The sequence below is a fragment of the Solwaraspora sp. WMMA2059 genome (assembly GCF_027497315.1).
GTDB lineage: Bacteria > Actinomycetota > Actinomycetes > Mycobacteriales > Micromonosporaceae > Micromonospora_E.
On sequence record NZ_CP114908.1, the window covers coordinates 4,826,753 to 4,851,227 of the forward strand.

At 70.0% G+C, this 24,475-nt stretch carries 24 protein-coding genes; 17 read left to right on the forward strand and 7 right to left on the reverse strand.

From position 1 onward, the window contains the following. Window positions 1-2: 2 nt before the first annotated feature. Window positions 3-1,445, reverse strand: coding sequence for a type I-U CRISPR-associated protein Csb2 (gene csb2, locus O7553_RS22085; RefSeq protein WP_281551585.1), 1,443 nt, complete (start codon window positions 1,443-1,445; stop codon window positions 3-5). 8 nt (window positions 1,446-1,453) lie between these two features. Next, window positions 1,454-2,632, reverse strand: coding sequence for a type I-U CRISPR-associated RAMP protein Csb1/Cas7u (gene cas7u / locus O7553_RS22090; RefSeq protein ID WP_281551586.1), 1,179 nt, complete (start codon window positions 2,630-2,632; stop codon window positions 1,454-1,456). Between the two features lie 296 nt (window positions 2,633-2,928). Between cas7u and O7553_RS22095 the strand changes: the two genes are divergently transcribed. The 12 genes from O7553_RS22095 (at window position 2,929) to O7553_RS22150 (ending at window position 15,855) form a co-directional block, all read left to right on the forward strand. Beyond that, a complete protein-coding gene (locus O7553_RS22095; protein ID WP_281551587.1) occupies window positions 2,929-5,043 on the forward strand; it encodes an ATP-binding protein in 2,115 nt (704 codons plus the stop codon). A gap of 122 nt (window positions 5,044-5,165) precedes the next feature. Next, a complete protein-coding gene (locus tag O7553_RS22100; RefSeq protein ID WP_281551588.1) occupies window positions 5,166-5,840 on the forward strand; it encodes an alpha/beta fold hydrolase in 675 nt (224 codons plus the stop codon). 326 nt (window positions 5,841-6,166) lie between these two features. Then, window positions 6,167-7,540, forward strand: coding sequence for a formylglycine-generating enzyme family protein (locus tag O7553_RS22105; RefSeq protein ID WP_281551589.1), 1,374 nt, complete (start codon window positions 6,167-6,169; stop codon window positions 7,538-7,540). 10 nt (window positions 7,541-7,550) lie between these two features. Continuing rightward, window positions 7,551-8,819 (forward strand): aspartate aminotransferase family protein, encoded by a 1,269-nt coding sequence (locus O7553_RS22110; RefSeq protein WP_281551590.1) that lies wholly within the window; start codon window positions 7,551-7,553, stop codon window positions 8,817-8,819. 11 nt (window positions 8,820-8,830) lie between these two features. Further along, the gene (locus O7553_RS22115; protein WP_281555702.1) at window positions 8,831-9,895 is read left to right on the forward strand and encodes a Gfo/Idh/MocA family oxidoreductase; all 1,065 of its coding nucleotides are present in this window, start codon (window positions 8,831-8,833) and stop codon (window positions 9,893-9,895) included. A 585-nt stretch (window positions 9,896-10,480) separates the two neighbouring features. Then, window positions 10,481-11,362, forward strand: a complete 882-nt coding sequence (locus O7553_RS22120) for a hypothetical protein (RefSeq protein ID WP_281551591.1) — start codon at window positions 10,481-10,483, stop codon at window positions 11,360-11,362. Continuing rightward, window positions 11,359-12,387, forward strand: coding sequence for a hypothetical protein (locus tag O7553_RS22125; protein ID WP_281551592.1), 1,029 nt, complete (start codon window positions 11,359-11,361; stop codon window positions 12,385-12,387). The genes O7553_RS22120 and O7553_RS22125 overlap by 4 nt, the downstream gene beginning before the upstream one ends. A 162-nt stretch (window positions 12,388-12,549) precedes the next feature. After that, the gene (locus O7553_RS22130; protein WP_281551593.1) at window positions 12,550-13,416 is read left to right on the forward strand and encodes a hypothetical protein; all 867 of its coding nucleotides are present in this window, start codon (window positions 12,550-12,552) and stop codon (window positions 13,414-13,416) included. A gap of 44 nt (window positions 13,417-13,460) precedes the next feature. Further along, entirely contained in the window at window positions 13,461-13,847 is a 387-nt protein-coding gene (locus O7553_RS22135; RefSeq protein ID WP_281551594.1) for a hypothetical protein, read from the forward strand. Then, entirely contained in the window at window positions 13,844-14,797 is a 954-nt protein-coding gene (locus O7553_RS22140; protein ID WP_281551595.1) for a hypothetical protein, read from the forward strand. Before O7553_RS22135 ends, O7553_RS22140 begins: the two co-directional genes overlap by 4 nt. A gap of 104 nt (window positions 14,798-14,901) precedes the next feature. Continuing rightward, complete coding sequence (locus tag O7553_RS22145) at window positions 14,902-15,414, forward strand: hypothetical protein (protein ID WP_281551596.1); 513 nt, start codon at window positions 14,902-14,904, stop codon at window positions 15,412-15,414. 102 nt (window positions 15,415-15,516) lie between these two features. Then, entirely contained in the window at window positions 15,517-15,855 is a 339-nt protein-coding gene (locus tag O7553_RS22150) for a hypothetical protein (RefSeq protein WP_281551597.1), read from the forward strand. A 62-nt stretch (window positions 15,856-15,917) separates the two neighbouring features. Here O7553_RS22150 and O7553_RS22155 read toward each other — a convergent pair whose 3' ends face one another. Then, window positions 15,918-16,619, reverse strand: a complete 702-nt coding sequence (locus tag O7553_RS22155) for a LuxR C-terminal-related transcriptional regulator (protein ID WP_123603638.1) — start codon at window positions 16,617-16,619, stop codon at window positions 15,918-15,920. A 346-nt stretch (window positions 16,620-16,965) separates the two neighbouring features. Between O7553_RS22155 and O7553_RS22160 the strand changes: the two genes are divergently transcribed. Continuing rightward, window positions 16,966-17,649, forward strand: coding sequence for a DsbA family oxidoreductase (locus O7553_RS22160; protein ID WP_281551598.1), 684 nt, complete (start codon window positions 16,966-16,968; stop codon window positions 17,647-17,649). 12 nt (window positions 17,650-17,661) lie between these two features. On the opposite strand, the gene O7553_RS22165 is transcribed toward O7553_RS22160, so the two are convergent. The 3 genes from O7553_RS22165 to O7553_RS22175 form a co-directional block, all read right to left on the reverse strand. Next, the gene (locus tag O7553_RS22165) at window positions 17,662-18,030 is read right to left on the reverse strand and encodes a hypothetical protein (protein WP_281551599.1); all 369 of its coding nucleotides are present in this window, start codon (window positions 18,028-18,030) and stop codon (window positions 17,662-17,664) included. 36 nt (window positions 18,031-18,066) lie between these two features. Beyond that, window positions 18,067-19,326, reverse strand: coding sequence for an extracellular solute-binding protein (locus tag O7553_RS22170; RefSeq protein WP_281551600.1), 1,260 nt, complete (start codon window positions 19,324-19,326; stop codon window positions 18,067-18,069). 154 nt (window positions 19,327-19,480) lie between these two features. After that, window positions 19,481-20,326, reverse strand: coding sequence for a hypothetical protein (locus tag O7553_RS22175; RefSeq protein ID WP_281551601.1), 846 nt, complete (start codon window positions 20,324-20,326; stop codon window positions 19,481-19,483). A gap of 181 nt (window positions 20,327-20,507) precedes the next feature. On the opposite strand from O7553_RS22175, the gene O7553_RS22180 reads away from it, so the two are divergent. Continuing rightward, the gene (locus O7553_RS22180) at window positions 20,508-21,413 is read left to right on the forward strand and encodes a hypothetical protein (protein ID WP_281551602.1); all 906 of its coding nucleotides are present in this window, start codon (window positions 20,508-20,510) and stop codon (window positions 21,411-21,413) included. A gap of 41 nt (window positions 21,414-21,454) precedes the next feature. On the opposite strand, the gene O7553_RS22185 is transcribed toward O7553_RS22180, so the two are convergent. After that, window positions 21,455-22,000, reverse strand: coding sequence for a carboxymuconolactone decarboxylase family protein (locus O7553_RS22185; RefSeq protein ID WP_281551603.1), 546 nt, complete (start codon window positions 21,998-22,000; stop codon window positions 21,455-21,457). A gap of 193 nt (window positions 22,001-22,193) precedes the next feature. Between O7553_RS22185 and O7553_RS22190 the strand changes: the two genes are divergently transcribed. Genes O7553_RS22190 through O7553_RS22200 form a run of 3 tightly spaced genes read left to right on the forward strand, consistent with a single transcriptional unit; the run spans window position 22,194 to window position 24,442 of the window. Beyond that, window positions 22,194-23,360 carry a M20/M25/M40 family metallo-hydrolase gene (locus O7553_RS22190; RefSeq protein ID WP_281551604.1) on the forward strand — a complete coding sequence of 389 codons (1,167 nt, stop codon included), beginning with the start codon at window positions 22,194-22,196 and terminating at the stop codon, window positions 23,358-23,360. A 57-nt stretch (window positions 23,361-23,417) separates the two neighbouring features. Next, complete coding sequence (locus tag O7553_RS22195; RefSeq protein ID WP_281551605.1) at window positions 23,418-24,104, forward strand: glutamate-cysteine ligase family protein; 687 nt, start codon at window positions 23,418-23,420, stop codon at window positions 24,102-24,104. Then, window positions 24,101-24,442 carry a hypothetical protein gene (locus O7553_RS22200; RefSeq protein ID WP_281551606.1) on the forward strand — a complete coding sequence of 114 codons (342 nt, stop codon included), beginning with the start codon at window positions 24,101-24,103 and terminating at the stop codon, window positions 24,440-24,442. The genes O7553_RS22195 and O7553_RS22200 overlap by 4 nt, the downstream gene beginning before the upstream one ends. Window positions 24,443-24,475: the final 33 nt, after the last annotated feature.

A 24,475-nucleotide genomic window follows, 5' to 3' on the forward strand; every position in this document is an offset into this window, starting at 1 on the left:
GCTCATCGTTGGGCAACGGGCACCTCCGGGACGAACACGCCGCAGCCGAGGTAGCGCAGGGCACCGGCGATGACCGGGCCGCGTACCGGTTCGCCGAAGCTGATCCGGCAGTGCACCAGTGGTCGGGACGGCCGCTGCTTCGGCAGGGTGCCGCGCCGGGGTGCGCTGATCGCGCCGCGCAGCACCGGGGCGTCGAGCACGGTCACCGACGCCGGCCGGGGATAGCCGGCGGTGACGAGCCCGTCGGCGACGATGTCGGCGGCGCTGCGGCTGCGGTTCGGGAAATGGTCCAGCATCATCGGGCTGGCGGTCACCCATCGGTGTACGCCGGGCGGCGGCCCGGTCCACCGGTCGGCGCGCACACCCCAGGTCGTCGGCGGCTCAGCCGGGTCAGCGAGCCGCACCGGGCCGAACTGGTTGCCGGTGAGGGTCCGGATCGGGTCGTCGCCGGTGCGGCCGAACAGTCCGGCCAGCACCGCCCGGCGGTCGGTGTCGGGCAGGTCGGTGGGCAGCGCGACGGCGACGCCGAGCAGGTGTCCGTCTGCGTGGCGGTGGCCGATGTCGAGCAGCGGCAGGTACGCCAGGTGCGGTCGGCCGTCGGCGCCGTGCCCGCTGACCTGGGCCGGCAGCGGGTCAGCCACCCGGTCCATCACGGTGCGTCGCAGCAGGCCGGCGACCTGCAGGATCCGGTCGCCGCGGATCGGCACGTGCCCGCGCCGCACCGGCCACACCAGCAGCGTCCGGTACGGGCCGGTCGCGTCGGCCGGTGCTGGCGGCTCGTCGGGCTCCGGCGGTCTGCCCACCGCGTACGCGATCGACCGCGCGGTTTCCCAGGCCCGCTGCCCGTTGTCGTACGCGGCGATCAGCTGGTCGGTGTAGCCGGGGTACGGCACCCGCAGCTCGATCGACCTCGGCGCGCCGATGCGGGTCGGCTGGTACGTCGTCCACCTCGGGCGGTGCGGCACCTGCTCGTCGTGCACGGTGATCTCGATGTTGCCGGTGGACCGGCCCAGGTACGGCACCCGCCGGGCCAGCCGGGTCAGCCGCCACAGCACGCCGTCGTCGGGTGCGGCGGCCGGCCAGACGAAAGCGACCCGGTCGTCGGCGGGCAGCGCGCTGCTGCGGCTGCTCGAACGGTTGGTACGGCCGGGCCAGAACGTGCTGCCAGCGTTGGCCTCGGTCGCGTTGGTGACCACGAAGCCGCTGCGGACGCTGGTGTGCACGTCGGTCGGCGCGACCGCCGCGACCAGTGGTGGGCCGGCCTGCTCCAGCCAGCGCAGCGCCGCCAGGTCAGCGGACTCGGCCGGGCTGCCGCTGCCGTGCTCGACGGCGGCGACCAACGCGTTGAACAGGCGTGCTGGATGCGGTGGCCACTCCGCGTCGACGGGTGTGGTCGCCGCCGCGTCGTAGCGGGCCTGCCTCAGCCGTACGGTGATACTCAGCACCACCGGACCTACGCCTCTTCTGCCACGGACTGGGTGAGGGCGTGCCGGATCGCCTCAGCGAGCGGCTTGATCGGGGTGATCGCGATGACGTCGTCGTCCATCCGAACCCCGGCGGCGGCTGCCCGGCTGCGCAGCTCCCGGAAGGCTTCGATCGCCTCGGCCGTCGACACGTCGACCGGGTCGAGCGAGCCGCCGTCGCCTTCGAAGGAGACGGTCTCGCGATGGCGGGTCAGGTCACAGCCGGACCGCAGCCACAGCGAGGCCCGACCGAAGGCGAGCCGGTCGCCGACCAGGGCCAGGGCGGCGAGCGTCGCCCGAGCTGCGGTCGCCGCTTCGGCCGACGCGTCACCGAAGCGCAGCCGCTCCAGACCGGCCAGCGAGATCCAGCCGTACCGCCGGATCTCCCGCACCGTCACCCCGCCGTGCACAGTGTTGGGCGCGATGTGCCCATGCCCGATCTCGCTGAGCTTGCCGCCTTTGGCTTTCGTGCCCTCCGGCAGGAAACGCCAGTCGCGCTCGGCCTTGCCCTTGTCGTCGATGGCGCCGGTCAGGTTGACCGGGTCGACCTTGCCGGCCCGCCGGTCCCCGATCGACCAGTCGATACCGAACATCGACGACGAGTAGACGCGGGGGAACTTCGGCCACCGCCCCTTACGATGCGAATCCCAGGCCCCAAAGATCAACGAATACGGTTCCCGCTGGTACAGCGGGCGTACGTCGGTGGCCGAGGTCGAGCGTAGCGCCTTGCCGACCGGGCTACGGTCGAATCGCTCGCCGTTCACGTCGCTGTCGCGCAGGTAGGCGTCGGCATACCGGTGCGGGAAGTCCAACGAGGTCAGCCGTACGCCTTCCTCTTTCATGGTCAGCTCGAAGATCGGCAGGTCGAGGCGGCCGCCGTCGCGCGCCGCCAGCAACGCCTCCTCGACCCGGTTGGCCTGCGACGGCACCTGGTCGACGATGACGGTGTCGCACAGCGTCTCGTCGATGAGCCGGCGTTCGACCGCGTACGGCACCGGCTCCCGGCCTTCGCGTTGGGCGGCGGCCTTCTCCCGGTCGGGTATCGGGAAAGTCGGCGGCATGATCTTGCCGCCCGGCCCGCCCACCGGCTGGTACACCCCGTTGAACACGATGCCCGCATACGAACGATCTTCGTGAACCGCGTCGAGCAGGCGGTCAGCAAGCGACATCAGTGGCACTCCATAAGTGACGTGGAAAGTGATCGAGCATGTCTACCCCGTGGGTCCGACATTCTGTCGAACGGGGACAAGTCACTGCCCACCACAGCCGCTGCGCGGAGGCGCCACCTCGGACGGACCGCTGCGCCTTGCAGACCTCCGTCTACCTTGATCTCCAACGGCGCAGGTCAGTGACTGTTCGGCGACTAGGCCATTGCGCACCGTAAGCACCTCCCGCAGACTGGTACGACCTTCGCGACGTCGAGGGCGTTGACCGACCTTCTGGTGCTTAAGGTGGCGTCACGGCTGTGGATGGCATCACCGCTGGTGTCAACGAGCTGCTCGGCCTGCTCTCCGCGCTGCTGGCGGTCATCGCGGCGGTACTCGCCCTGCCCCCGTTGATCGGACGATGGCGCCGTGGCGGACAGCCGAGGCGCCAACCACCCAAGATCCTGCTGCCCTCACGCACTCAGCTCGTCGACCGTACCGACGAGGTTGCCCAGGTCCTGCAGCATCTCGACCGTGGCGAGTACCTCGTCTCCATTGAGGGCAGCATTGGTGCCGGGAAAAGTGCGCTGGCCACCGAGGTGGCCCACCGGCTAGCGCAGCGCGGCACCGGCCGGCAGAAGGCACGGGCATACGCCTCGCTCGTCTGGTTCGACGCGCACAACGGCGCGCTCGGCCTTGCCGATCTCGCTCGTACCCTCGGGTTGGCCGCCGGCGACCCAACTTTGTCTGCGGCACCAGCAGAGCACAAGGCAGAGGTGCTGCGCGCGTTTCTCGCCAGTCACCCGGCGGTACTGGTCATCGACAATCTGCGGCTCACTGCGACGGACGCCCACCACCTGGTCGACTTTCTACGGACCCTGCCGAGTGGATCCCTTGCTATCGTCAGCGCGAACACCCCGGGCCGGCTGCCGGCACCACGTGTAATGCTCCAGGAACTTCAACAGAGATACACAGAGGAGCTGCTGATCCGGGAGGCGACCCGCCGCGGCGTGACCGACATCCTCAACGCCGACCGAGCGACGCTGTCCCGGTTACACGAGCTGTTGGGAGGGAACCCGCGAGCGATCGAACTCTTCGCTCTGGCGTGTGCACACGAAGGCCGGAGTTTCTCGATCAGATTAGGTCAGCTGGAGGCCGGATCCACACAGCTGACTGACGCGTTGTTCACTGCGGTGTGGCATGACATCAGTACGACCGGGCGAAGCCTGCTGAGCGTTTGCGCATTCCTTAACGGAAGCGCGAACGCGGAGCAGCTATGCGTTGCTCTCAATCTGCCGCAGGGCGAGGTTGAGGACCTCGCGGAACGCTTGTGGTCGGACGGGCTGATCTCCTCACATCAGCGGCATGACACCACCTTCTATACCTGCTCGGCAGCGCTACGCCTGTTCGTGCTCAACCACACGTCACAGGAGGAGCTCAACGGAATCGCGACCTGCCTCGCCGACCACTTCATCAGTCGGTTCGGCCAGCACTGGGAGGATGCGTCCGGCGCTGAAGCCCACCTCGACGCCATCCGACTGCTCATCCGGGATCGGCACCACAACAGAGCGTTCGAGCAGAGCTTCAAGCTCTTCGAAGTCACCCTCGACATCTTCTTCACGCTGGGGCTCTTCGATGATCGGATCGACCTCGGCTGGGTGGCCTACCAGGCGGCGACGGCACGCGGGCAGAGCGAAGAACGCTCGCTCGCGTTGTCCGTGATCTCGTCGACGCATGCCATCCGGGGCGAAGAGGCAGCCGCTGCCCGTACCGCCGATCTCGGCCTCCGCATCGCCCGCGAGATCGGTTCGGTCAAGGAAATCGCACGTCAGCTCAGATGTGTCGGGTTTCAACTCTTCCGAGCCGGCAAGGCGGTCGAGGCGCTGGCTGTCGTCAAGAACGCCGGTGAGGACGCCGAGGAGATGGCCCGGTCCGTCGGCGACTTCAACAACATGATCGACATTCAGTCGCTGGTCGGGGCCGCCTACTGGCATCTGGGTCGAGTCGATCAGTGTGCACGGACCGTACGGCGGTTCCTCGACTCATGCGAAGAGCTGCCCTGGGAGCGGGGCAAGGCCTACGCGATTCGTGATCTCGCCGAAGTCACCATGATGGGTGGCGCTTTTCAGGACGCCATGCTGCTTCTCGATCAGGCACGCCGCATCGCTGTCAGGTACCGCGATGTACGCCAGTTGGTGAGAGTCGACCTGACAGATGCTCGCCTACACCTGTTCCAAGGTCGGATGATCAGGGCCAGGAGGTACGCGCTCCAGGCAGCGGCCGACGCTCACAGCTTGTCGCTGATCGGCGAGCAGGCCGAGGCGGAGGCACTAGCAAGGTACGCAGTCCGCGCCCTGTTCTGGCCGTGGTTGTGGCTTGTTGTGTTCCGGAAACCGAGAATCCGATTCACCGAAATGACCGTAGGTGGCGATTGAGATACACCGGGAGGGCTCAGAGCATGCCAGCTACAGCGGAGGAGTTGCGGTATCGCGTCAGTGTTGAAGATGACGAACTCGCAACGGTGGTGACGCAGCCGACAGGCAGGGCAGGCAGATGCATGGTGCTGATGCTGCACGGTGGACCCGGCGGCGAGAAGGACGGACCCGAGCAGCTGTACGCGAACCTTGCTCGGCAACTCGCCGAGCTTGGCATCGCGTCGGTGCGGTTCGACTTCAGGGGCTGCGGCGAGAGCACCGGCCGCTACCGCGACATGACCATCCGCCGGCAGGTTCATGAGATGCGCGCTGTGCGAAAGTTCGTCGACGAGAGATTCCGGCCGGGCGCGTGGGTGTTGATCGGCGAGAGTTTCGGGGCCACCATCGGCCTGAGCGACCTCGATCCGGCGTACAAGGCGATTGTCATGCTGTGGCCGGCCATCTGGCTGCTGGACGGCACCTTCGAGTCCTACCTGCACCCAGCCCACCTCGAAGTGGCAGAACATGAGGGATTTTCCGAGATCGACGGCGAGCAGATCGGCTTGGACTTCCTCCACGAACTACAACAGGTCGTAGATGTCAGTGCGCCGCTCGTCGGCCTCGCCACACCGGTGTTGTTCATTCACGGCACGGCCGACCGGGAGGTACCTTTCCAGCAGAGCGTGCGAGCGGCCGAGCTCGTCGGCGGAGCGAGGAAGGTGGTTGTCATCGACGGCGGCGATCATTGTCTGGAACGGCCGCACGAGAGAGAAATCGTCCACCGCGAGACGGTGACATGGATCGCGGCCCATCTCTGACAGTCGGAGCACTCTTTCTCGCACCCCAGCGGTCCTCGGCCTTTCCCACCATCCCCGGTCAACGCGGTGGCAGGACCGGCGAGGACCTCCAGTGGCAGCTGCGTCAGCACTTCGACGTGCGCCCGGTCGTGCTCAGGTCCGGGCAGTTCGGCAGTCCGACCGGCACGCTCCGGGCGGTCAGAGCCGCAGTTCGGGAACTTGGCGGCGCCGGCATGCTGCTCGTGGCGTTGGCCGGTCACGTCGTGCACTTTGACCGCAGGACCGGTGGCCTGGTTTCCCTCGTACTCCCGAACTCCGTGCCGGGTCGTCCCGGCAGTATGTTGCCGATGGCCGACCTGGTCGCCGGGCTGCACGGCTGCGACGCGACAGGAAGCGTCGTGATCTGCGCCGATCTCACCACCGCGCCGACCGGGAGCGCACCGCTGTCGCCGATACCCGGCGTGCACCTGCTGGCGTCCATCCCCGGGCCGGCAGCCGCAGTCGGGCACGCCTGCCACGACGCCCTCGCCGCCGAACTCGGCGACCTGGCCGCTTCCGGCGAGCTCCGGCCGCTGAACGAGGTTTTGCACCGTGCGGCGGACCGCACCCGGGCCAGCGGGGTAGCGGTGCATGTCAGCACCGTCGACCGACCGATCGTTCTCAGCGGGAAATACCCCGAAGAGCAGCTGCCCGACTACGTGCGCGAGGACCTCTACTCACCGCACGCAGGGTCGCGTCTCGACGCCGTCGCAGAACTGGCCACTCTCGCGCCCAGCAGCGTGTACGCGCGGATCTGTCTGCAGCGGGTTGCCACCCACGACACCGCCGACGAGGTGCGCAGCTACGCGGACTCCATGGACCGCCGGTCAGAGCAGCCCACGCTGCAGGAACTCCTCGACAACGGGCGGATTTCGGCCGCCGGGATCAGCGACGCACTGCACCGGCCGGCCCTGCCCGACTTCGTGTCCCACCCCGGTGGCGAGGTCGTCATCGGCTTCGACTCGCCAGACAGCAGGTTCAGCTCGTGCCGGCCCCGGCACCTGCTCCTACTCCCGCCGTTCGAGCTGGCCCGCACAGTGGTGACCAACCGCCAGTACCTGGCGTTCGTCGCATCCACTGACGGGCCTTGTCCCGGACACTGGGTCACCGGTGAGAATCATCTGTGGGATGAGCCCGACCTGCCGGTGGTGATGGTGTCCTGGCACGACGCCGTCCGTTACTGCGACTGGCTCACCCGACATCTGCAGGCCATCGGCCGGCTGACCGCAGACCAGCGCGTCGTGCTACCCAGCGAAGCCGAATGGGAGTACGCCGCCGGTAACGGGCGGGGCGATCCCTACCCGTGGGGTAGCGCCGCCGACCCTCACGGTCGCCGGACGAACATCCGCGCCACCGGCCTCGACGAGGTCGTCGCGCCGGGCCGGTTCTCGCCCCAGGGCGACAGCGCAGCAGGGTGCCAGGATCTGATCGGCAACGTGTCGGAGTGGACCCGCAGCAGGTGGGGCGCCTCCGGACGGCAACCGGAATACCACTACCCGTACCGGGCCGACGACGGTCGGGAAGCGAACGGCTCGTCGCCCGACGCGCGGTACGTCATCCGCGGCGGCGCCTACCACTACGGTACGGAGTGCGCCAACTCCTACACCCGCAACCAGATGCTCGCTACCCAACGACATCCGGCGACCGGATTCCGCGTCGCGGTCGTCCGGCGTACGGGATAGCCGGGCGACAGTGGGTGCCGACTCGTTCTCGGCCGAGGATCCTGTCCTGGGTCCTGGGATCTCCGAGGCCGTTGGATGGGCAGGACTGGTTATCGCCGAGGCTCGCGGCATGCAGTTGATCCAGCCGGACGGTAGTCGCGTCACCGATCTCATGGGTTCCGCCGGTGTCAACCTGCTCGGTCACTCGCACCCCGGCTATGTCCGGGCGATGGCAGATCAGTTGCAACGCTGGACGATCGGTGCCCACGGATCGGACGCCCGACGGGACATGGGGCGGCAGCTCCAGCGTCTGCTGCCTGAGCAGCTCAACCGCATCCAGCTCTACAGCAGCGGCAGCGAAGCGGTCGAGGCCGCCATCCGGCTGGCGAAGTCCGCCACCGGACGGTACGAGATCCTTTCGTTCTGGCAGTCGTTCCATGGCCGGACCATGGGCAGCCTCGCCCACACCAGCGGTGCCCGCAACGGCCTCGGCCCGCCGGTGCCTGGAAGCATCAGTGCCCCGTACGCCGACTGCGCCCGATGTCCCCTGCGCCTGTCCTATCCCAGCTGCGACTTCGCCTGCGTCGACCTGGCACGCGACGTCCTGCGGGAGCAGTCCAGCGGCGCACTCGCCGCCGTACTCGTCGAACCGGTGCAGGGCCGGGCCGGCAACGTGGTGCCGCCAGCCGGCTATCTGGCCCGACTCCGGCAACTCGCCGACGAGCATGAAGCGCTGCTCATCGCCGACGAGTCGATGACCGGCATGGGGCGTACCGGCGAGGTTTTCGCCAGCGACCGCCCAGACGTACGCCCGGACATCATGGTGCTCGGCAAAGGGCTCGGTAACGGCTACCCGGTGTCCGCAGTCTGCTCGTCGCTGGAACTCATGCAACGCGGACCGTTCGGCGCGCCCAGCGCGAGTTCGTCGAGCTACGGCGGATTCCCTCTGGCCTGCCGGGCCGTCGCGGTTGTCGCCGAGGCCGTGCGGGAGCAGGATCTGGCCGGTCGGGCGCGCCTGCTCGGCGAACGGCTGCTCGCTCGGCTCTCGGAATGCCTGGTCGATCTTCCACCGGTCGCCGAGGTGCGCGGCCGGGGCCTCGCGATCGGGATCGAGTTGGACATCGCCAACAAGGAGCAACTGCGCCACGTCTTCCACCAGTTGCTCAGCGCCGGGGTCCTGGTCATGACCGGAGGGCGTACGCTCCGGTTGTACCCGCCGCTGACCGCTGACGAGGCCGAACTGATGGCGGCTGCCGACACCCTGTCCGAAGTGCTCCGACGGCACTGGGACGAGCAGTGATCAGAGTCGCGGTGGTTGGCTACGGCCGCTGCGGCGAGGCCCATGCACGCTGCTATTCCGCCATGCCGGACGCGGCTGTCGTCGCGGTCGTGGACTCGACTCCGACGAGGCGACGGATCGCCTGTCGCCACCACCCTCACGCAGAGGTCGTCGGGTCGTTGACCGAGCTCAGCGCCGAGGTCGACCTGGCGCTGATCTGCACCCCGCCGAGCAGCCACGAGACGTACATCGAAGAGTCTTTGCTGCGCGGTGCGCATGTCTTCTGCGAAAAGCCCGTCTTCCTCGACCCGGTCAACGGCCGACGACTGATCGACCTCGCCAGCGCTCGGGCCCGGATCATCTTCCCTGGACACAACTACCTCTTTGCGCCGGTCCTGAACGCGCTACGCGAACAGTGCTCACCAGCACGCATCGGTCGGCCGCAGCGGGTCGAGATCACCATCGACCGCACCCGGCCTGCCCCCGGCATCTCGGACTGGCGACCCGGCTGGCGCAGCGACCGTGGCGTCGCAGGTGGCGGAATCCTGGTCGATCACGGCGCACACTGCGTGTACCTCACCGAGTGGCTCTGCGACCGGCAGATCCGCCAGGTGTCCTGCCGGATCCGGTACGGCGCTTCCGGCATCGATGATTGGAGCGAGTTGCGGCTACGCCTCGGCGGCGGTCTCACCGCGATGGTCACGCTCGACTGGCGTGCGGTCAGCAGACGGACCGCGTACCGGGTCATCGGCGAGTACGGCACCGCTGCAGTCGTCCTCGACGGCCAGTCGGGTGCGGTGCCTGGCGGCCGGGTCACCGGACCGGTCCCGGCTCAGACCAGGAACGGTCACACCCACGCTGACTGGATGCCGGAGATGGCTCGCGAGGTACTCCGCCACGTCGTCTCCGCAAGCGATGTACGGGCGCTGGCTGCGCCCGCGCTGACCGTCGCGGAGGTGATCGCCGCCGCCTACGCCTCCGCCCGAGCCGGCGGTCGGTGGCATTCGGTCGGCACCCACGATCGCGCAAGGACGGACCTGCCACACCAAGCGGGTGCCAGGTGGCGAGCAATCCGCTCGGGCAAATCATCGCCGTAAGGCCGATCTGCCACCGATGGTCGGGTGCCTGGTCTCGGGCGACGTTCCTGCCCAGGATCGGGACCGGATAAGCGTCTGGCATGCCTTAATCGTCACTGATGGACGTACACGGGTGGCCGCCTTCAGCGCCGCAAGCGCTACCTCGAGAACACCAACCACATGGTGTTCGCGAACCACTTCCACGAAGGTGAGTGGGAGCGTGCCGACCCCACTCGGGATCCCGTTGGAATCCGTCCCGACAGATGAGCCGTCGTCACAGGCGAGGGGGCCGAAGTTGTACGCAGCGTTACCGGCCGGCGGGCTGGTATGCCTTCGGGGTTGATGCCACAGGTGCATCTTGATGCACCTGTGGCATCAAGACTGTGGCGACACCTGCCCCGGGAGCCATGACGAGCGGCACGCCGCCCACCCGCACCTGCGACCGGCGGCGGCGAGCAGCCGGCCGCGCTGCGGTCGGCATCGACGGTTGCCAGGCTGTACCGTGGCAGAGCCGCCTTCAGTCCGCATTGGAAAGTGGGAGTACGCTTCATGGCCACACCGACCGTGGATGCCCCTGATCCCAGCCGACTAAGGCGAAAGATCCTCATGCCTCTGTCCGTAGTGGTGTTCGTCGCGGTGGTGACCGCCGGTGCGGCTGTCGCCCTGCAGATGCGAGGTCAGCCGGACGCGACCGCAACCCCCACCGCGCCGTGCATCGGCCCGCCGGATCGAGCGACACCATCGGCGGCAGAGGAAGCGACAGCCACTGCCGCGCCGGACGGCAACGGGCTCGACGTGGTCGAGTCCGGCTTCACCCAGCTCGGCAGCAGCTCGGCGCCGATCACCCGCAACTCCATGGTCAGCATCGGCACCGTCGTCGCCAACACGAGTACGCACACCGCGCATCGTGCCCTGGTGACCTTCCACGTCCTCGACAGTGCGGGTGAGTCCGCAGTCCTCACCACGATCCTCGACCAGCCCCGGGAGATCCCGGTCATCCTCCCCGGCGAACGCGTCGGCGTGGGCGGCCAGTTCTGGATCCGGTCCGAGGACGGCCAGCGGGTCGAGGTCGCCCGGGTGAACGCCACCGTCTCCGGCGCGACCTGGACCGCGACAGCGACCGCAGACACGCCAGATGCGACCCGGGACGCGGCCGTAGACGCTGCGGCAACCACGGCCGGCGGAATCACCACCCGGCATCTGGAGACCCGGCGGCACGGTACGGACCAGATCGACGCCACGGTAACCTACGAGGTCCACTCACCGTACTGCCGAAAGTGGACCTCAGTCGGCACCAGCGCGGTGTTCCGCGACGACGCCGGCACGGTGGTCGGCGGGGGCTTCGACCCCGCCGTCTCGCCGCACGCCTGCCTGCCCGGCCGGCACCCCGGGTCGACGCTGCTGCCGAGCAGTCTGCCGCCGGCCGCGGCCGACACCCGGACCGAGGTCTACCAGCACTGCGCGCCCCCTGACGACCCGCAACAATGATCAACGGAGACGGTCTGAACATGCTGCACCACGAACGCCTCGGCAAGCTGCTGCCCACCGCCGCGATGGTCGGCGTACTGGCGATGCTGGCGGCCTGCTCACCGGAGCCGTCGACATCCGACGAGGCAGCCGAGTCGCCGGCCGGTTCGGGCGGGCAGCCCGCCGGATCCGATCCGGTGTCGGGCCAGCATCCGCTGCTCGCCGCCACGCTGGAGATGGACCCGCAGGTACGTGCCGTCGTCGGCCGGCTCACCGAAGCATGCCTGCGCGACGCCGGCATCGACCGGTTTCCCGCCCAGCTCCCGGCCGGGCTTCCCGGGCCGGCGGTCGTGCCACCGCAGCAGTCACCGACGCTGGACGAGGCAGAAGCGAACGGGTACGGCATCCGAGCTGCCGAGACCGCCGGCGAGGCCGATGCCAATGCCGGTGCGGGCGCCACCACCGAACGGTTCACCTGGCCGTCACCGGCCGAGGAGCGCCGCTACCAGGAGGCGCTGACCGGTGCCGCAGACGGCGAGACGCTCACCGACGACGCTGGCAACCCGACGCTCGGCGGCTGCGTCGGCGAGGCCCGGTCCGCTGTGTACGGCAAGGTCGCCGCGCCGCCGAGCCCGGTGACCGTGATCGACGAGGCGGCACGCGCCGGTTACGCCGCCGATCCGACCGTGACCTCGGCGACGGCCGCCTGGTCGGACTGCCTCCAGCAGGCCGGCCAACCGCAGCTGCTCGACCCGGCGGACGCCCGGCGCTTCGCCCAGTACTTCCACTACCCGGTCGGTGAGCGGCCGGGCGGTCCGGTGCCGGAGGGCGGCCCGTGGCCGGCCGAGGTGGCCCGGGAGAAGGAGATCGGGCTCGCCGTCGCAGACGCCGGATGTGCCGACCGGACCGGCCTGCGTGAGGCGCAGCGGCTGGCGTGGGAGAAGGCGCTGGACGCTGCGGTCGACCGGCACGGTACCGAACTGTCCGGATACCGGGATGCGATGGCCGCCGCGCTGCGGCAGGGCCAGCAGGCGATCGCCGACTGAGCCGTACCGGAAAGTGACGGATTGACGACAGGAGCTCAGCAGACTGATCATCCTCACCTAGAGTCACCGCAACCTCCCTGCACCACCTACGGAATGTGTCCATGTAGTACGTTGGGGTAACCGCGGCAGTCCATCGGCTCAAGAGTGGGGAACAGGCGCGCCATGCCCGCATCGATCCGGCTCCGGCCAACCGTGCCGGCGGCGCTCGCCGTCGTCCTGATCGCGGCCGCCGCCGTCACCGCCGCCTGCTCACCCGACTCGGAGCCCGACCCGGCAGCGTCCTGTATCGAGGCACCCGACGGCCCACTCACCGGCACCGCCGGCCCGTCCGCCGAGGCACCCGACGGCGGCGGGCTGCGGGTCGTCGAATCCGGCGTGACGATCGTCCCGCCGGTGCGTCGACCCGGCTCGGCGACCGCGAGCATCGGGGTGATCGTCGAGAACACCAGCAGGTACGTCGCCTACCGCACCCGGGTCTCTTTCGACGTGCGCGACGGCGCCGGCGACACCGTCGTGGTCGGAGACGGCGGCGGGACGGTGCTGCTGGAGGTGCCGTTGCTGCTGCCCGGTGCCCGGTCCGGCGTCGGCACCGCCGTGTACGTCGACGAGGCGGCCGACGCCGCCGACCGAGTCGAGGTGGACACCACGCTCGGTGCCACCACCTGGGTCGAGCACCGGCCGGACGAGGTCGCCGGGGTCACCACCACACACGACCGCACCACCATCGTCGACGCGGAGTCGCATAGTGGGATCGTGTACTACCGGATGGCGTCGCCGTACTGCACCGGCCTGTTCACCCGGGGCGTCGGCACCATCTTCCGGGACGCCACCGGCCAGATCGTCGGCGGCAGCATCGACGGCGACAAAGGACCCGGCCGGTGCGGCACTGACCAGCGCGAGCAGGTGACGTACATCGACACCGGCATTCCGTCAAACATCGACGACTCCCGGACCGAGAGCTACCCCTACTGCGACTTCGGCCCCGCGCCCAGTTCGCCGGGGTGGTCGACGGCAGCTCCCTTCAACTAACCGGCTGGCAGGGTCGGCCATTCGACGGGCAGATGGAGGATCACGTGACGAACAGTGAGCCCAACAGCGGCAGCAGATTGGGCGCGGACCTGTACGGGCTCTGGCGTGCCGGCCGGGACAATCTCCCCACCGTGGCGGCGGTCTACTCGGCGGCCGGTGACGCTCTCGATGCTGCCGCCGTCGGCGTCGCCGGGGCGTTCGTCCGCTCAGGCAATCTGCCCGGCGTGCCGTACGGTCCGGCGTACCAACCGTGGGTCGAGCTGCACAACATCCTGGCGAAGATCTGCCACGACACGGCCGACAACATCGAAGCGACGGCGGACGCACTCTGCGTCGCAACCGTCGAGTACGCCCGTGCCGACTACGAAGCGGCCAGTGAGTTCGCCCGGTTGTTGGAGGTCAACGGTGAGCCGAGGGCCGACATCGGATGAGCTTCGACAACCTGATGCAGCACGCGTACGAGATCCAACAGCAGGCGACGTTGAAGGCGCTGACCGAGTCCGGGGCGCGCCCGGCAGCCCCGGCCGGTGAACCGCAACTGGCACCGCGGCACGGCGAGCAGGAGACCCGCCAGCGGGTCGAGCAGATGTTCGGCGACATTCCGGAGCTGTTCCAGGCGTTCGCCGAGATGCCTGACCCAGCAGCGTTCAGCAGCCGGATCAGTGTTGTCGACCAAGCGCTCAAGCAATTGTCGTCGGGATGGATCTCCGAGGATCCAGTGACCCGCGCAAGCTACCGCGCCAACCACGATCTCGACGAGATGCTTGACGCGGAGAGCCACATCGAGAGCTGGACGGGTCGGGCCGCGATGGAGTTCAAGAGCAACTTCATCTCCCCGTTCCCGTCGATCGTCTACAACCAGTTCATGGGGATCGCGGTCCTCAGGGCGGCGCTGGACGCGGAGCGGGAGATCTGGGTCCGGGCGCGCGACGACATCGACAAGATCGCCCACGACACGATCACCGCGCTGGACCGGATGGACGACTGCGGCAAGAACGAGTGGGTGATGACCTTCACCGTGGTGTCGTCAGTGGCGGCGGTGGCCGGTGTGGCGCTCGCCCCGGTCAGCTTCGGGCTCTCGCTGGGGTTGACCGCTGTCGGGGCCTCGTCACAGGTGGCGGCTGCCGGGGTGCCCGACGACCCGCCGGCGGTCCGGTTCCAGGGTGAGACGGCGCCGGCGGTCGTCGACTCGATGCGCGATGCGATCCGGCTGCTGCACGGCTACATCGGCGAGCAGGAGCAGAAGATCGCCCACGCGCTAACCAGCTGCTGCCAGGCCGTGGCGCAGCAGCGGGACAGCTTCGTCGCGAAACGGCCGGCGCTGGCCGACGCGACCCAGTCAGACGTGACCGGGCCGCTGTTCATGGGCTACTCGACCTGACGGCGACCGCCCACCTCGACCGCCCCACCTCGACCGTTTAGCTCGACCATCCACAACGCCTCTCCACACACCCACTTCGACGACACAGACTGGGGGAACGGATCGTGGGACTGCTGGCCGATCGACTCGACAACATGCACGTGACGGCGCTCGCGCCGGGCGGCGCGATCTCCGGTGAGCTGCGCGGCCGCGACTGCGTACGGGTCGCCTTCGCCGCCGGCCGCTACCAGTGGCTGGACGAGCGCTACGTCGAGCAGCAGTTGGCCGGGCTGGGCCGGCTGTTGTGGGCAGGCAGGATGAAGGCGTACTGGGCGGCGGTCAGCGAGGCGCTCGGCACCCCGGTGTCCGGCGAGGACCCGCCGGTCGGGCCGCGCGATATCGACTACCAGTCGGCCCGGGGCGGCATCGTCGCCGAAGGCCGGTCCGACGACGGTTCGGTGCAGATCGAGGTTCGCGGGATGCGGGACTGGACGGTGCGGATCGTGCCGGGCAGCCTGCGCCGGTTCCGGGAGGACGAATTCTCGGTACGCGTGCAGCAGGCCGCCACCGCACTGATCCGTGACCAGTTTGCCCAGGTCCGCTCCTTGAAGGACACCATCTACGGTACGGCCGGATAGTCCGGCCGGCAGGGGTGTGACCGCCGTCAAGTTGCCGACATGGTTTCCGCTTGGCCTGCACGGGAACGCCAAGGATCGATACCGTGGTCAGGGGAGGCAGTCATGCCGGTTGCAGCGGGCACCAGTCCGGTGGCGGAGTCGACGGTCGGCGCGTGGATCGCCCGGTGGATCGTCGGCGCGTCACTCGGGCAGATCGTCTTCGGCGGCACGGTGCGGCTGGTGCTGGCGGTCCTGATGGGGGCCTTGCTCGGCGGTCTCGGTGTCTGGTTGCTGATGCGGCACCGGGCCGCCCGCCACCCGGACCAGGCCCGTGCGGCCCAGGCACACTCGGAGCAGGCACACTCGGAACGGATCAGACCGAAGCGGACCCCAGTGAAGCAGGCTGCGGGGCCGCGGATCCGCTATTCACCGCTGGCGCCGCCGGGCCGGGGCCGCCGCTGAGCCAGGCCGGCACCTGAGCCAGGCCGGCACCTGAGCCAGGCCGGACCGTCGGCGCTGCCGGCCTACGCGTGCTGGGCGGCGGCTGAGGTCCGGGCGCGCGGGCGGACCTGCTCCCGGGCCTCGGGTGCCAGCCGGGGCGGCCAGCTGCCGGGCACCAGGACCCCGCAGTGGTACGCCCAGGCGACCAACGCGGTCCGGTTGGTCACTCGCGCCTGGCGCAGCAGCGCGGTCACGTGGTACTCGACGCCCTTGCGGCTCAAATGCAGGCTGGCGGCCAGCTCGGCGGTCGAGGCGCCACCGGCGAGCCCTTCCAGCACCCGGGCGCCGACCTCGGTCAGCTGCGGGCGGCGTACCCGGTTCTCCGGGGTGAGCAGCACCAGCACCGAGTCGGCCGGCGGCTCCGTCCCGCGGACCGCCACGGCGGTGATGTGGCTGGAGGCGAGGCGGCCGTCGGTGGTGGTCACCTCGGCCAGGCCGACGAAGTGCGGGTACGCGTCGGTCAGCAGGATGCTGAACCGGTGGCGGAACCAGGCCCGCCGGTCCGGGTGCAGCACCAGCTCGAACGGGCGTCCGGCGAGCTGCGCGCCCGACCAGCCGATCCACCGGGTCAGGCCGGCCGAGACGCGCACCACCCGGCCGTACCGGTCGAGCTGCAGGGCCCGGGCGTCGGGCCGGAGCCGGAGCCCACCGATCAGGTCGGGGTCGGCGCCGGCTGCCAGGCCGGGTTCCGTACGGGCAACGCTGGTGATGCTGGCAGTCTCCACAAAAGGTACGTTGCCCGGCTCGACTGCTCATTCGGCAGTCCATTTTCTGCTTGCTTCGACCCGGTTGTTGCTTGCTTGGGCCCGGTTGTTCCCACTTCAGGCCCGGTTATCGCGCACTGTAGTTGAAAAACAACTCGCTGCGCATGGCCCAGTTGGTCGGTGCGTACCCACCTGATGCGCCGTCATCGTGTCAGCCGAGCGCCGGCCGCTCCACCTGTTACTGGGCAGTACCCCGGAAATGTGTCCCGAAGGGTGTCACCGACGAGGGTGTCTCGCACGTTGCCCCCGGCGGCGACGCGGCACCCGGTTACCCTCGGCGGGACCAACCCGGGCCTGGAAGGTGACGATGACGACCTCAACGACCGGCGACCGGGCCGACGCCGCCGCCACCCCCCTGGTCCGGATCGACGTGTGGTCCGACGTGATCTGCCCCTGGTGCTACATCGGGAAGCGACGGCTGCACACCGCGTTGGAGCAGTTCCCGTACGCCGACCGGGTGCAGGTGCGTTGGCGCAGCTTCCAGCTGGACCCCACGCACGGTGAGCCGCTGCCGGTGCCCGAGATGCTGGCCCGCCGGACCGGCGGGTCACCGGCCCAGGTCCGGGCGATGACCCAGCGGGTCAGCGAGTTGGCCGTCGCCGAGGGCCTGACCTACGCACTGGACCGCGCGGTCTCGGTGAACACCTTCGACGCGCACCGGTTGAACCAGTTCGCCTCGGCGAACGGGCTCGGCGGGCCGCTGCACGAGCGGCTGATGCGGGCGCACCTTGCCGAAGGCGCGGTGCTGGACGACCCGCAGACCCTGGTCGGGCTCGCCGTCGAGGTCGGCCTGGACCGGGCCGACGCCGAGCAGGTGGTCCTCGGCGACGGGTACGCCGCCGAGGTTGACGCGGACGCCCGGGCCGCCCGCCGGCTGGGTGCCACCGGAGTGCCGTTCTTCGTGCTGAACGACCGGTGGGGGGTCTCCGGGGCACAGCCGGTCGAGACGTTCGCGTCCGCGCTGCGCACCGCCCACAGCGCGGCGGTGTAGCCCACGGGCGGGTCAGCTCGCCTGTTGACGGTCGCGGCCGTCCTCCCCGGCGGATCGTTGGCCGCCGCCGGGCTCCGCCGTGCGGGCCTGCTCGGCCACCGCCGGCGGCGCGGCCGACGGCCGGTGTGACCGGTAGGTCAGCCACAGCGCGGCGATACCGGCGATCGCGGCGGCGACGCTGGCCAACTGGTCGGCCAGCGACGGGCCGATGCTGACCACGACGACGACCAGCAGCACCAGGGCGAGCGTGCCGAGGCCGGCGGTGCGCAGGAACTGCCGTACCGCCGGTCCGGCGTCGCGGAGCACCAGGACGGCGAGAAGTTCGAGCACGATGATGCCCGCCATCACCAACAGCGGGACGTGCCATGGTTCTATCTGCACGACGTACCTCTCCGGACCGTGCCGCCGGCCCCGGGGTCAGGCCAGCGCACTGGCCATCTCCGTGGTGAACTGTGGCGACAGGTCCTGGTCCTCGTAGAGAAACCGCTCGACATGCTCCTTGACCACGTCGGAGAACCGTCGGTAACCAGGGTGCACCGGCCGGGGCAGCGAGTTCTCCACCGCCTCGCGCACTCTGACCAGGTGCGGGATCGAGGCCCGCAGGTTCGGGTCGTTGTACGCGCCGATCGCGGTCGGCGCGATGCCGTGCGAGGCGAGGATCTTCTGCGCACCTTCGCTGGTGGCGAACGAGATGAACGCCAGGGCGCGGTCGACGTAGCGCGAACCGGCGACGACGGCCAGGCTCTGGCCGCCGAGGATGCCCTGGCTGAGCGGGTCGACCCGGATCCGTCCGGTTGCCACGTCCCGGTTGCCGGCAAGTTGCAGCTTGCGGTACTCGACCGGCCAGCTGCGCAGGTACCGGATCGTGGAGTCGGCCGCGCCGAACGCCTCGAGTGACTCGGGCTCGCCACCGGATGTCAGCACCTTTCCAGCGTCGATCGCGTCCTTCAACGGCTTCAGCGCGGCCTTCCACAGTTCAAGGTCGGTGGAGATCCGGTCGGCGGGCCGTTCGACACCGGGCGTTCCCGGTGGTTTCAGTACGGCGGGTCGCTCGGCAACGGCGTGTTCCAGGACGTTGACCACGAACGCCTCGTAGAACGCCGATACGTTGGGGCGCAGCTGGCCGACGAACTGCTGCGACCCGTCCGGGATCGTGGCGAGCAGGTCGGGCAGCCGGCGGGGCGGCGCCTCGGTGGAGTCGCCGTCGAGCCGGGTGAACAGCATGCCGACGTCGGTGTTGAACGGCGCGGCCCAGTACACGCCGGGTTCGTCGGGCACCCGGCTGACCTGGTCGAGGGGGGTGATGAGTTGCCGCCCGCCGGTCGGCGGGATCTTCTCGATCAGACCGTTGGTGGCGAACTCGGGCACGTCGACGATGTCGAGGTTGAGCAGGTCGGCCTCACCGGCGGCGGCCTTCTCCAGCATGATCCGGCGTTCGTCGCCGGAGCCGCTGTCGATCGGGTCGACCCGTACGATGGTCTGCGGGTTTGTCTCGTTCCACATGCTCACCAGCAGGTCTCGGGCGCCGGTCGGGTCTCCGCCTGTGGACAGTCGCAGCTCGACGCGCGATTGCAGTCGGCCGCCGGGGGCGGCGTAGGTGGCGACCGCGGCCAGGGTCCCGGTGGCGATCACTCCGCTGAGGAATGAGCGCCGGTTGTACGGCGCCGGGTCGGACATGGGCGTACGCTCCCTCCGCCGCCGATCACGGTGACTCCCACCACGATCGACGAACAGCGATGGTTGTGTACGTCACACTACGCTTCTGCGTCAAGGCTGTTACCCAGCGCGGTCAGGGTGACCACGACGGATACGCGTCGAGACGGGATGCACGTCAGGACGGCAGTCGCATCGTCGACATGAATGTGGGCAGCAGCCACGGCCGCCGACCGCCGACCGCCACCTTGCGGGCGAGCGCCGCCCGCAGCCGGCCCACCCGGCCGAACAGCATCAGGTTGAACGTCGCCGGGTCGTAGCGCAGTCGTACGTCCGGCCTCGGGTCGACCGGCTCCAGCAGCACCCGGCCGTCGACCAGCGCCAGGGTGGTCGGGCCACCGGTACGCGGGTGGAAGGTCACCGAGATCCGCCCGGTGCGGACCGGCCGGTCGTGGTCGAGCAGCCGGCCGTAGCCGCAGCGCGTGACGCCAGCCAGGAAGACGTCGACGAACAGCGCCGCCTGGTGCGGGTCGGTGTGCCAGCGTCCGCCGACCGACCGGGCGATGTCCCAGGCGTGGATGTTCATCTCGTTGAGCAGATGGGAGTAGAGACCGGCGACCGGCAGCTGGGCGGCGCCGAGCCAGCTCACCTCGTGATCCGGGTCGGCCGCGTCGGCCAGCCGGGTCAGCTCCGCGACGTCGGCGCGCAACCGGGCCGACAACGCCGGCACGTCGCGCTCGGTGAACTGTGCCAGCACCCGCCGGTTCATCTCGGCGACGGTGTCGACCGTCGTCGTCGCCCGCAGCTCGTTGATCTCCGGCACCGGCAGGTTCGGGACACCGCCGGTGACCAGCGCGATGTCCATCGCGGTGATGGTGGCCAGATGGGCCATGGTGTCGGCGAGGCTCCAGTGGGCCGTCACCGGGTGGGCGGCGGGCACGCCGTCCACCAGGGTGAGCAGCCGTCGTAGCACGTCTGGAGCGGAGGTGGCGGCGGACCGCCACTGGTCCGAGGTGACCGGCATAGCTCAATCCTGGCCGTTGCCGGTGTCGCGGAGTTGTCGCGGATTGCCGTCTTGGGCGTCATCCGCGTCGAACGGCACCGAGCGGGGCAAGATCTGAGAGGACAGCAGCTCCCGCCGCACAAATGATCGGCGCATGACCATCTCCAGGAGTGGGTCTCCACAGCCCCAGATCATCCCACCGGTGTCCGGCTATCCGGCCCCGGTCTCCCGGACCCGGATCGTGCTGCTCGGCGCCGCAGCCGGAGTGCTGCTCGCGGTGCTCTGGTCGTACGACTTCGTCGACCACGTGATCGGTGACAATGTCGCGAACGCACTGCTCGGCCACGACGCCAAGGCGACCGCGATCGGCGGCACCGGCGCCGGCCTGGTGTTCGCGTTCGTGACCGGGCTAGCCGGCACCTTCACCGCCTGTAACGTGGCGATGGCCGCGTCGATCGGTCCGATGAGCCAGGCCAGCGGCGGCGCGGCGACCCGCGCCGGGCTGCGCAGCCTGCTGCGGCCGATCGGCTGGCTCACCCTCGGCATGGTCGCCGTCGCCGGGGCGTACGGCTTCATCGGGGTGCTGCTCGGCGACCGGCTGCCGCAGCTGTCGACCGGCTCGGTCGGCGGGCTGCCGGTACGCCTGATTCAGTCCATGGTGGTGTTCGGGCTGATCGGGCTGGCCTTCGCCTACCTCGGGCTCGCCGCGATCGGCGTACTGCCGGATCCGTTCGCCCGCCGCCCGGTGGCCCGGGTGGTCACCCTCGGTGCGCTTGTCGGCGGCTTCCTGATCGGCCGGCCGTACCCGCTGTTCAACAAGCTGTTCGTCTGGGCGGTGGACAGCGGCAACCCGCTGTACGGCGCCGGCGCGTTCATCCTGCAGTCGCTGGGCAACATCGTCATTGTCTCGGCGGTGTTCGCGCTGCTCGTCATGGTCACCCGGGGCGGGCTGATCCGCTGGCTGGCCGCCGACCCGGCCCGGACCGCCGCAGTCACCGGCGGGCTGCTGATCGCGCTCGGTGTCTTCATGGTCGTCTACTGGGACGTGCGGCTGCCGGCGATGTTCGACTACGGCTGGTTCCCCACCATGCCGTACAACAGCCGCTGACCTGCCGGCGGCCGCAGTGACCGGGTGACGTGTGCGCAGGGTCAACCGCCGTATCCGTTGGCGGCCACCTGCTGCGCCCGCTCGGCGTAGACGCCCGGGTCGGCCGGCAGCACCGTACCGAGTCCGTCCACGTAGCGGTTGAACATGCAGAACGCCGCCGCGATCAGCACCGTGTCGTGGACTTCCAGGTCGGTGGCGCCGGCCACTCGGGCGGCGTCGACCAGCGCGGCGTCGACCTGCCGGCCGGACCGGGCGACGGCGCCGGCGATCTTCAGCAGGGCGCGCAGCTTCGGCGTGATCGCGGCGCCGTCGACGTCCACCTGGACCGCCTGCACCATCGGCATTCCACCGTCGAGTTGCTCGGCGGCGAACGCCGAATGCGACGCGGAGCAGAACGAGCACTCGTTGCGCTCGGACACGTACGCGGCGATCAGCTCGCGCTCCCCCGGACTCAGCGTCGGGTGCGGCGCGTGCAGCAGCACATCGGCGAGCGCGCCGAGCGGCGCGGCGGTCTCCGGCCGGTACCGGAACAGGCCGGTGATCCCCGGGTGCTCCGTCTCGTCCAGACCAAGATCGATGTATGCCATCCGGCGCCCTCCTGCGGCGGTCGGCCGCCGCCGGTCGGCGGCCCGGTCCCACAGGGATGATGCCGGGCCGCCGGCCGGCGCGGTTCTTCTAAAGTGCCCGGTCGGTCGCACCACCCAGGATCAACACGCACAGCGATGAGGTGGGCACGCTAGCGGATTGCTGCTGGCTCAGAGCCGGTGCCACGATCGCCGCATGGCTGACTTGGACAAGCTCCGGCGCGCTGCGGGGGGCCAGGCGACGGAGATGGTACGGCGACTCGGCACACTGGTGGCCGCCGAGTCCCCGCCGGGCGCGGTCCGGCTGCTGAACGACTGCGCCGACCTGCTCGATGCCTGGGGCAGGGAGGTCTTTGGCCGACCGGCCCGGCGGATCGTCCGCGACGGGCTGCCACACCTGCTCTGGCCGGCGGCCGATCAGCAGGTGTTGCTGCTCGGCCACTACGACACGGTCTGGCCGGCGGGCACCGTCACCGACTGGCCGTTCACCGTGTCCGGCCCGATCGCCACCGGGCCGGGGGTGTGCGACATGAAGGGCGGGATCGTGCAGCTGCTCGGCGCGCTGGCGCTGCTGCCCGACCCGTCCCGGGTCGGCCTGCTGCTGACCTGCGACGAGGAGAGCGGGTCGCCGACCTCCCGGCCGCTGATCGAGCAGCAGGCCGGCCGGTCCGGGGTGGTGCTGGTCGGCGAACCGAGCAGTGAGGACGGTGGGCTGAAGGTGGCCCGCAAGGGCGGCTCGGTCTACCGGATCACCGTCCATGGCCGGTCGGCGCACGCCGGCGTGGAGCCGCACCGCGGGGTGAACGCGGCGGTCGAGCTGGCCCATCAGGTGCTGGCGGTACGGTCGTTGGCCGCCGACGGCACCACGGTCACACCTACCGTGCTGCACGGCGGCGTCATGACCAACCAGGTGCCGGAGACGGCCGAGTTCAGTGTCGACGTACGGGCCTGGACCCGCGATGAACTGCACCGGGTGGACCGGATGATCCGGACGTTGCCGACGCGGCTGGCCGACGCCACGCTCGACGTCGACGGCGGGGTGAACCGGTACCCGCTGCCCGAGTCGGTGGCGGTGCCGCTGCTGGAGGTGGCCCAGCGGGTCGGGCAGCGGATGGGGCTGCCACCGTTGGTCGGGGTACGCGCACCGGGCGCGTCCGACGCGAACTTCACCGGGTCGATGGGCATACCCACCTTGGACGGCCTGGGGGTGGTCGGCGGCGGGTCGCACGCCCGTAGCGAATGGGCGGACCTGTCACAGATGTCGGACAGGACGGCATTGCTGGCTGCGATGATCATTGACATTATGGACGATCGTCGGCTTAGTGCACTATCGACGTCACGGGACCACGCGCCCACCGGTTAGGCTCCGGACGGCCGGACCGCGGCCGACGTCGAGCCAGCCGTGGAGGTCGCTGCCGCAATGAGTCCGACCAGCCGACAGCCGGACATCGCCTCCCGGTACAACGCCCCCCGGTTCGGGGTGGAAGAGGAGTTCCTCGTCGTTGACGCGGGCAGCCGGGCCCCGGTGCCGCGCGCCGCCGAGGTCGTCGCCGGCGCCACGTCCCGGCTGCCCGGTCGGGTGGCCGGGGAGATCACCCCGCTGCAGGTGGAGACCCGCACTGAACCGTGCGTCGGGCCCACCGAGCTGGCGGCTCAGCTGGCCGAGGCCCGCAAGGTCGCCGGCGGGTGCGCCCGGGAGCGCGGACTGCGGCTGGTGGCCACCGGTTCGGCCGCCGTCGCCGGGCCGGTGCCGCCGCCGATCACCACCGGTCCACGGCAGGACCGGGGCGTCGAGACGTTCCGCGGCCTGCACGACGACCTGGCCATCTGCGCGTTGCATGTGCACGTGGAGATGCCTGACCGGGAGCGGGCGGTGCAGGTCGGCAACCATCTGCGGCCGTACCTGCCGGTCCTGCTGACCCTCACGGCGAACTCGCCGTTCTGGGACAACCGGGACTCCGGCTACGCCAGTTGGCGGACGATGACCTGGCCGCGCTGGCCGGTGGCCGGTCCGCCGCCGAAGTTCGACTCGGCGGCCCAGTCGCCGACGCCGCGCTCACCGTCGAGGAGACCGCGCTGTACGCGGCCGTGGTCCGCGCCCTGGTGACCCGACTGTCGGCGCTGGTCGAGCAGGGGGTGCCCGCGCCCGACGTACCGGACGAGCTGCTGCGGGTGGCGTACTGGCGGGCGGCGCGCGACGGGTTGGACGGCGCCGGCCTGGACCCGGGCACCGGTCGGCTCCGGCCGGCCGCCGACCTGATCGGTGACCTGGTCGCGGCGGTGGAGCCGCAGCTGCACGCCCAGCACGCCCACCGGATGGTGGTCGACGGGGTGGACCGGCTGCTCGCCGACGGCACCGGCGCCCGCCGGCAGCGGCTCGCCGCGCGGCGGCCGGGCGGGCTGGCCGCCGTCGTCGACTACCTGGCCGAGTGCACCTCCAGCTGAGCCGACAGGTACGGGACAACGGCAATCCAGGGC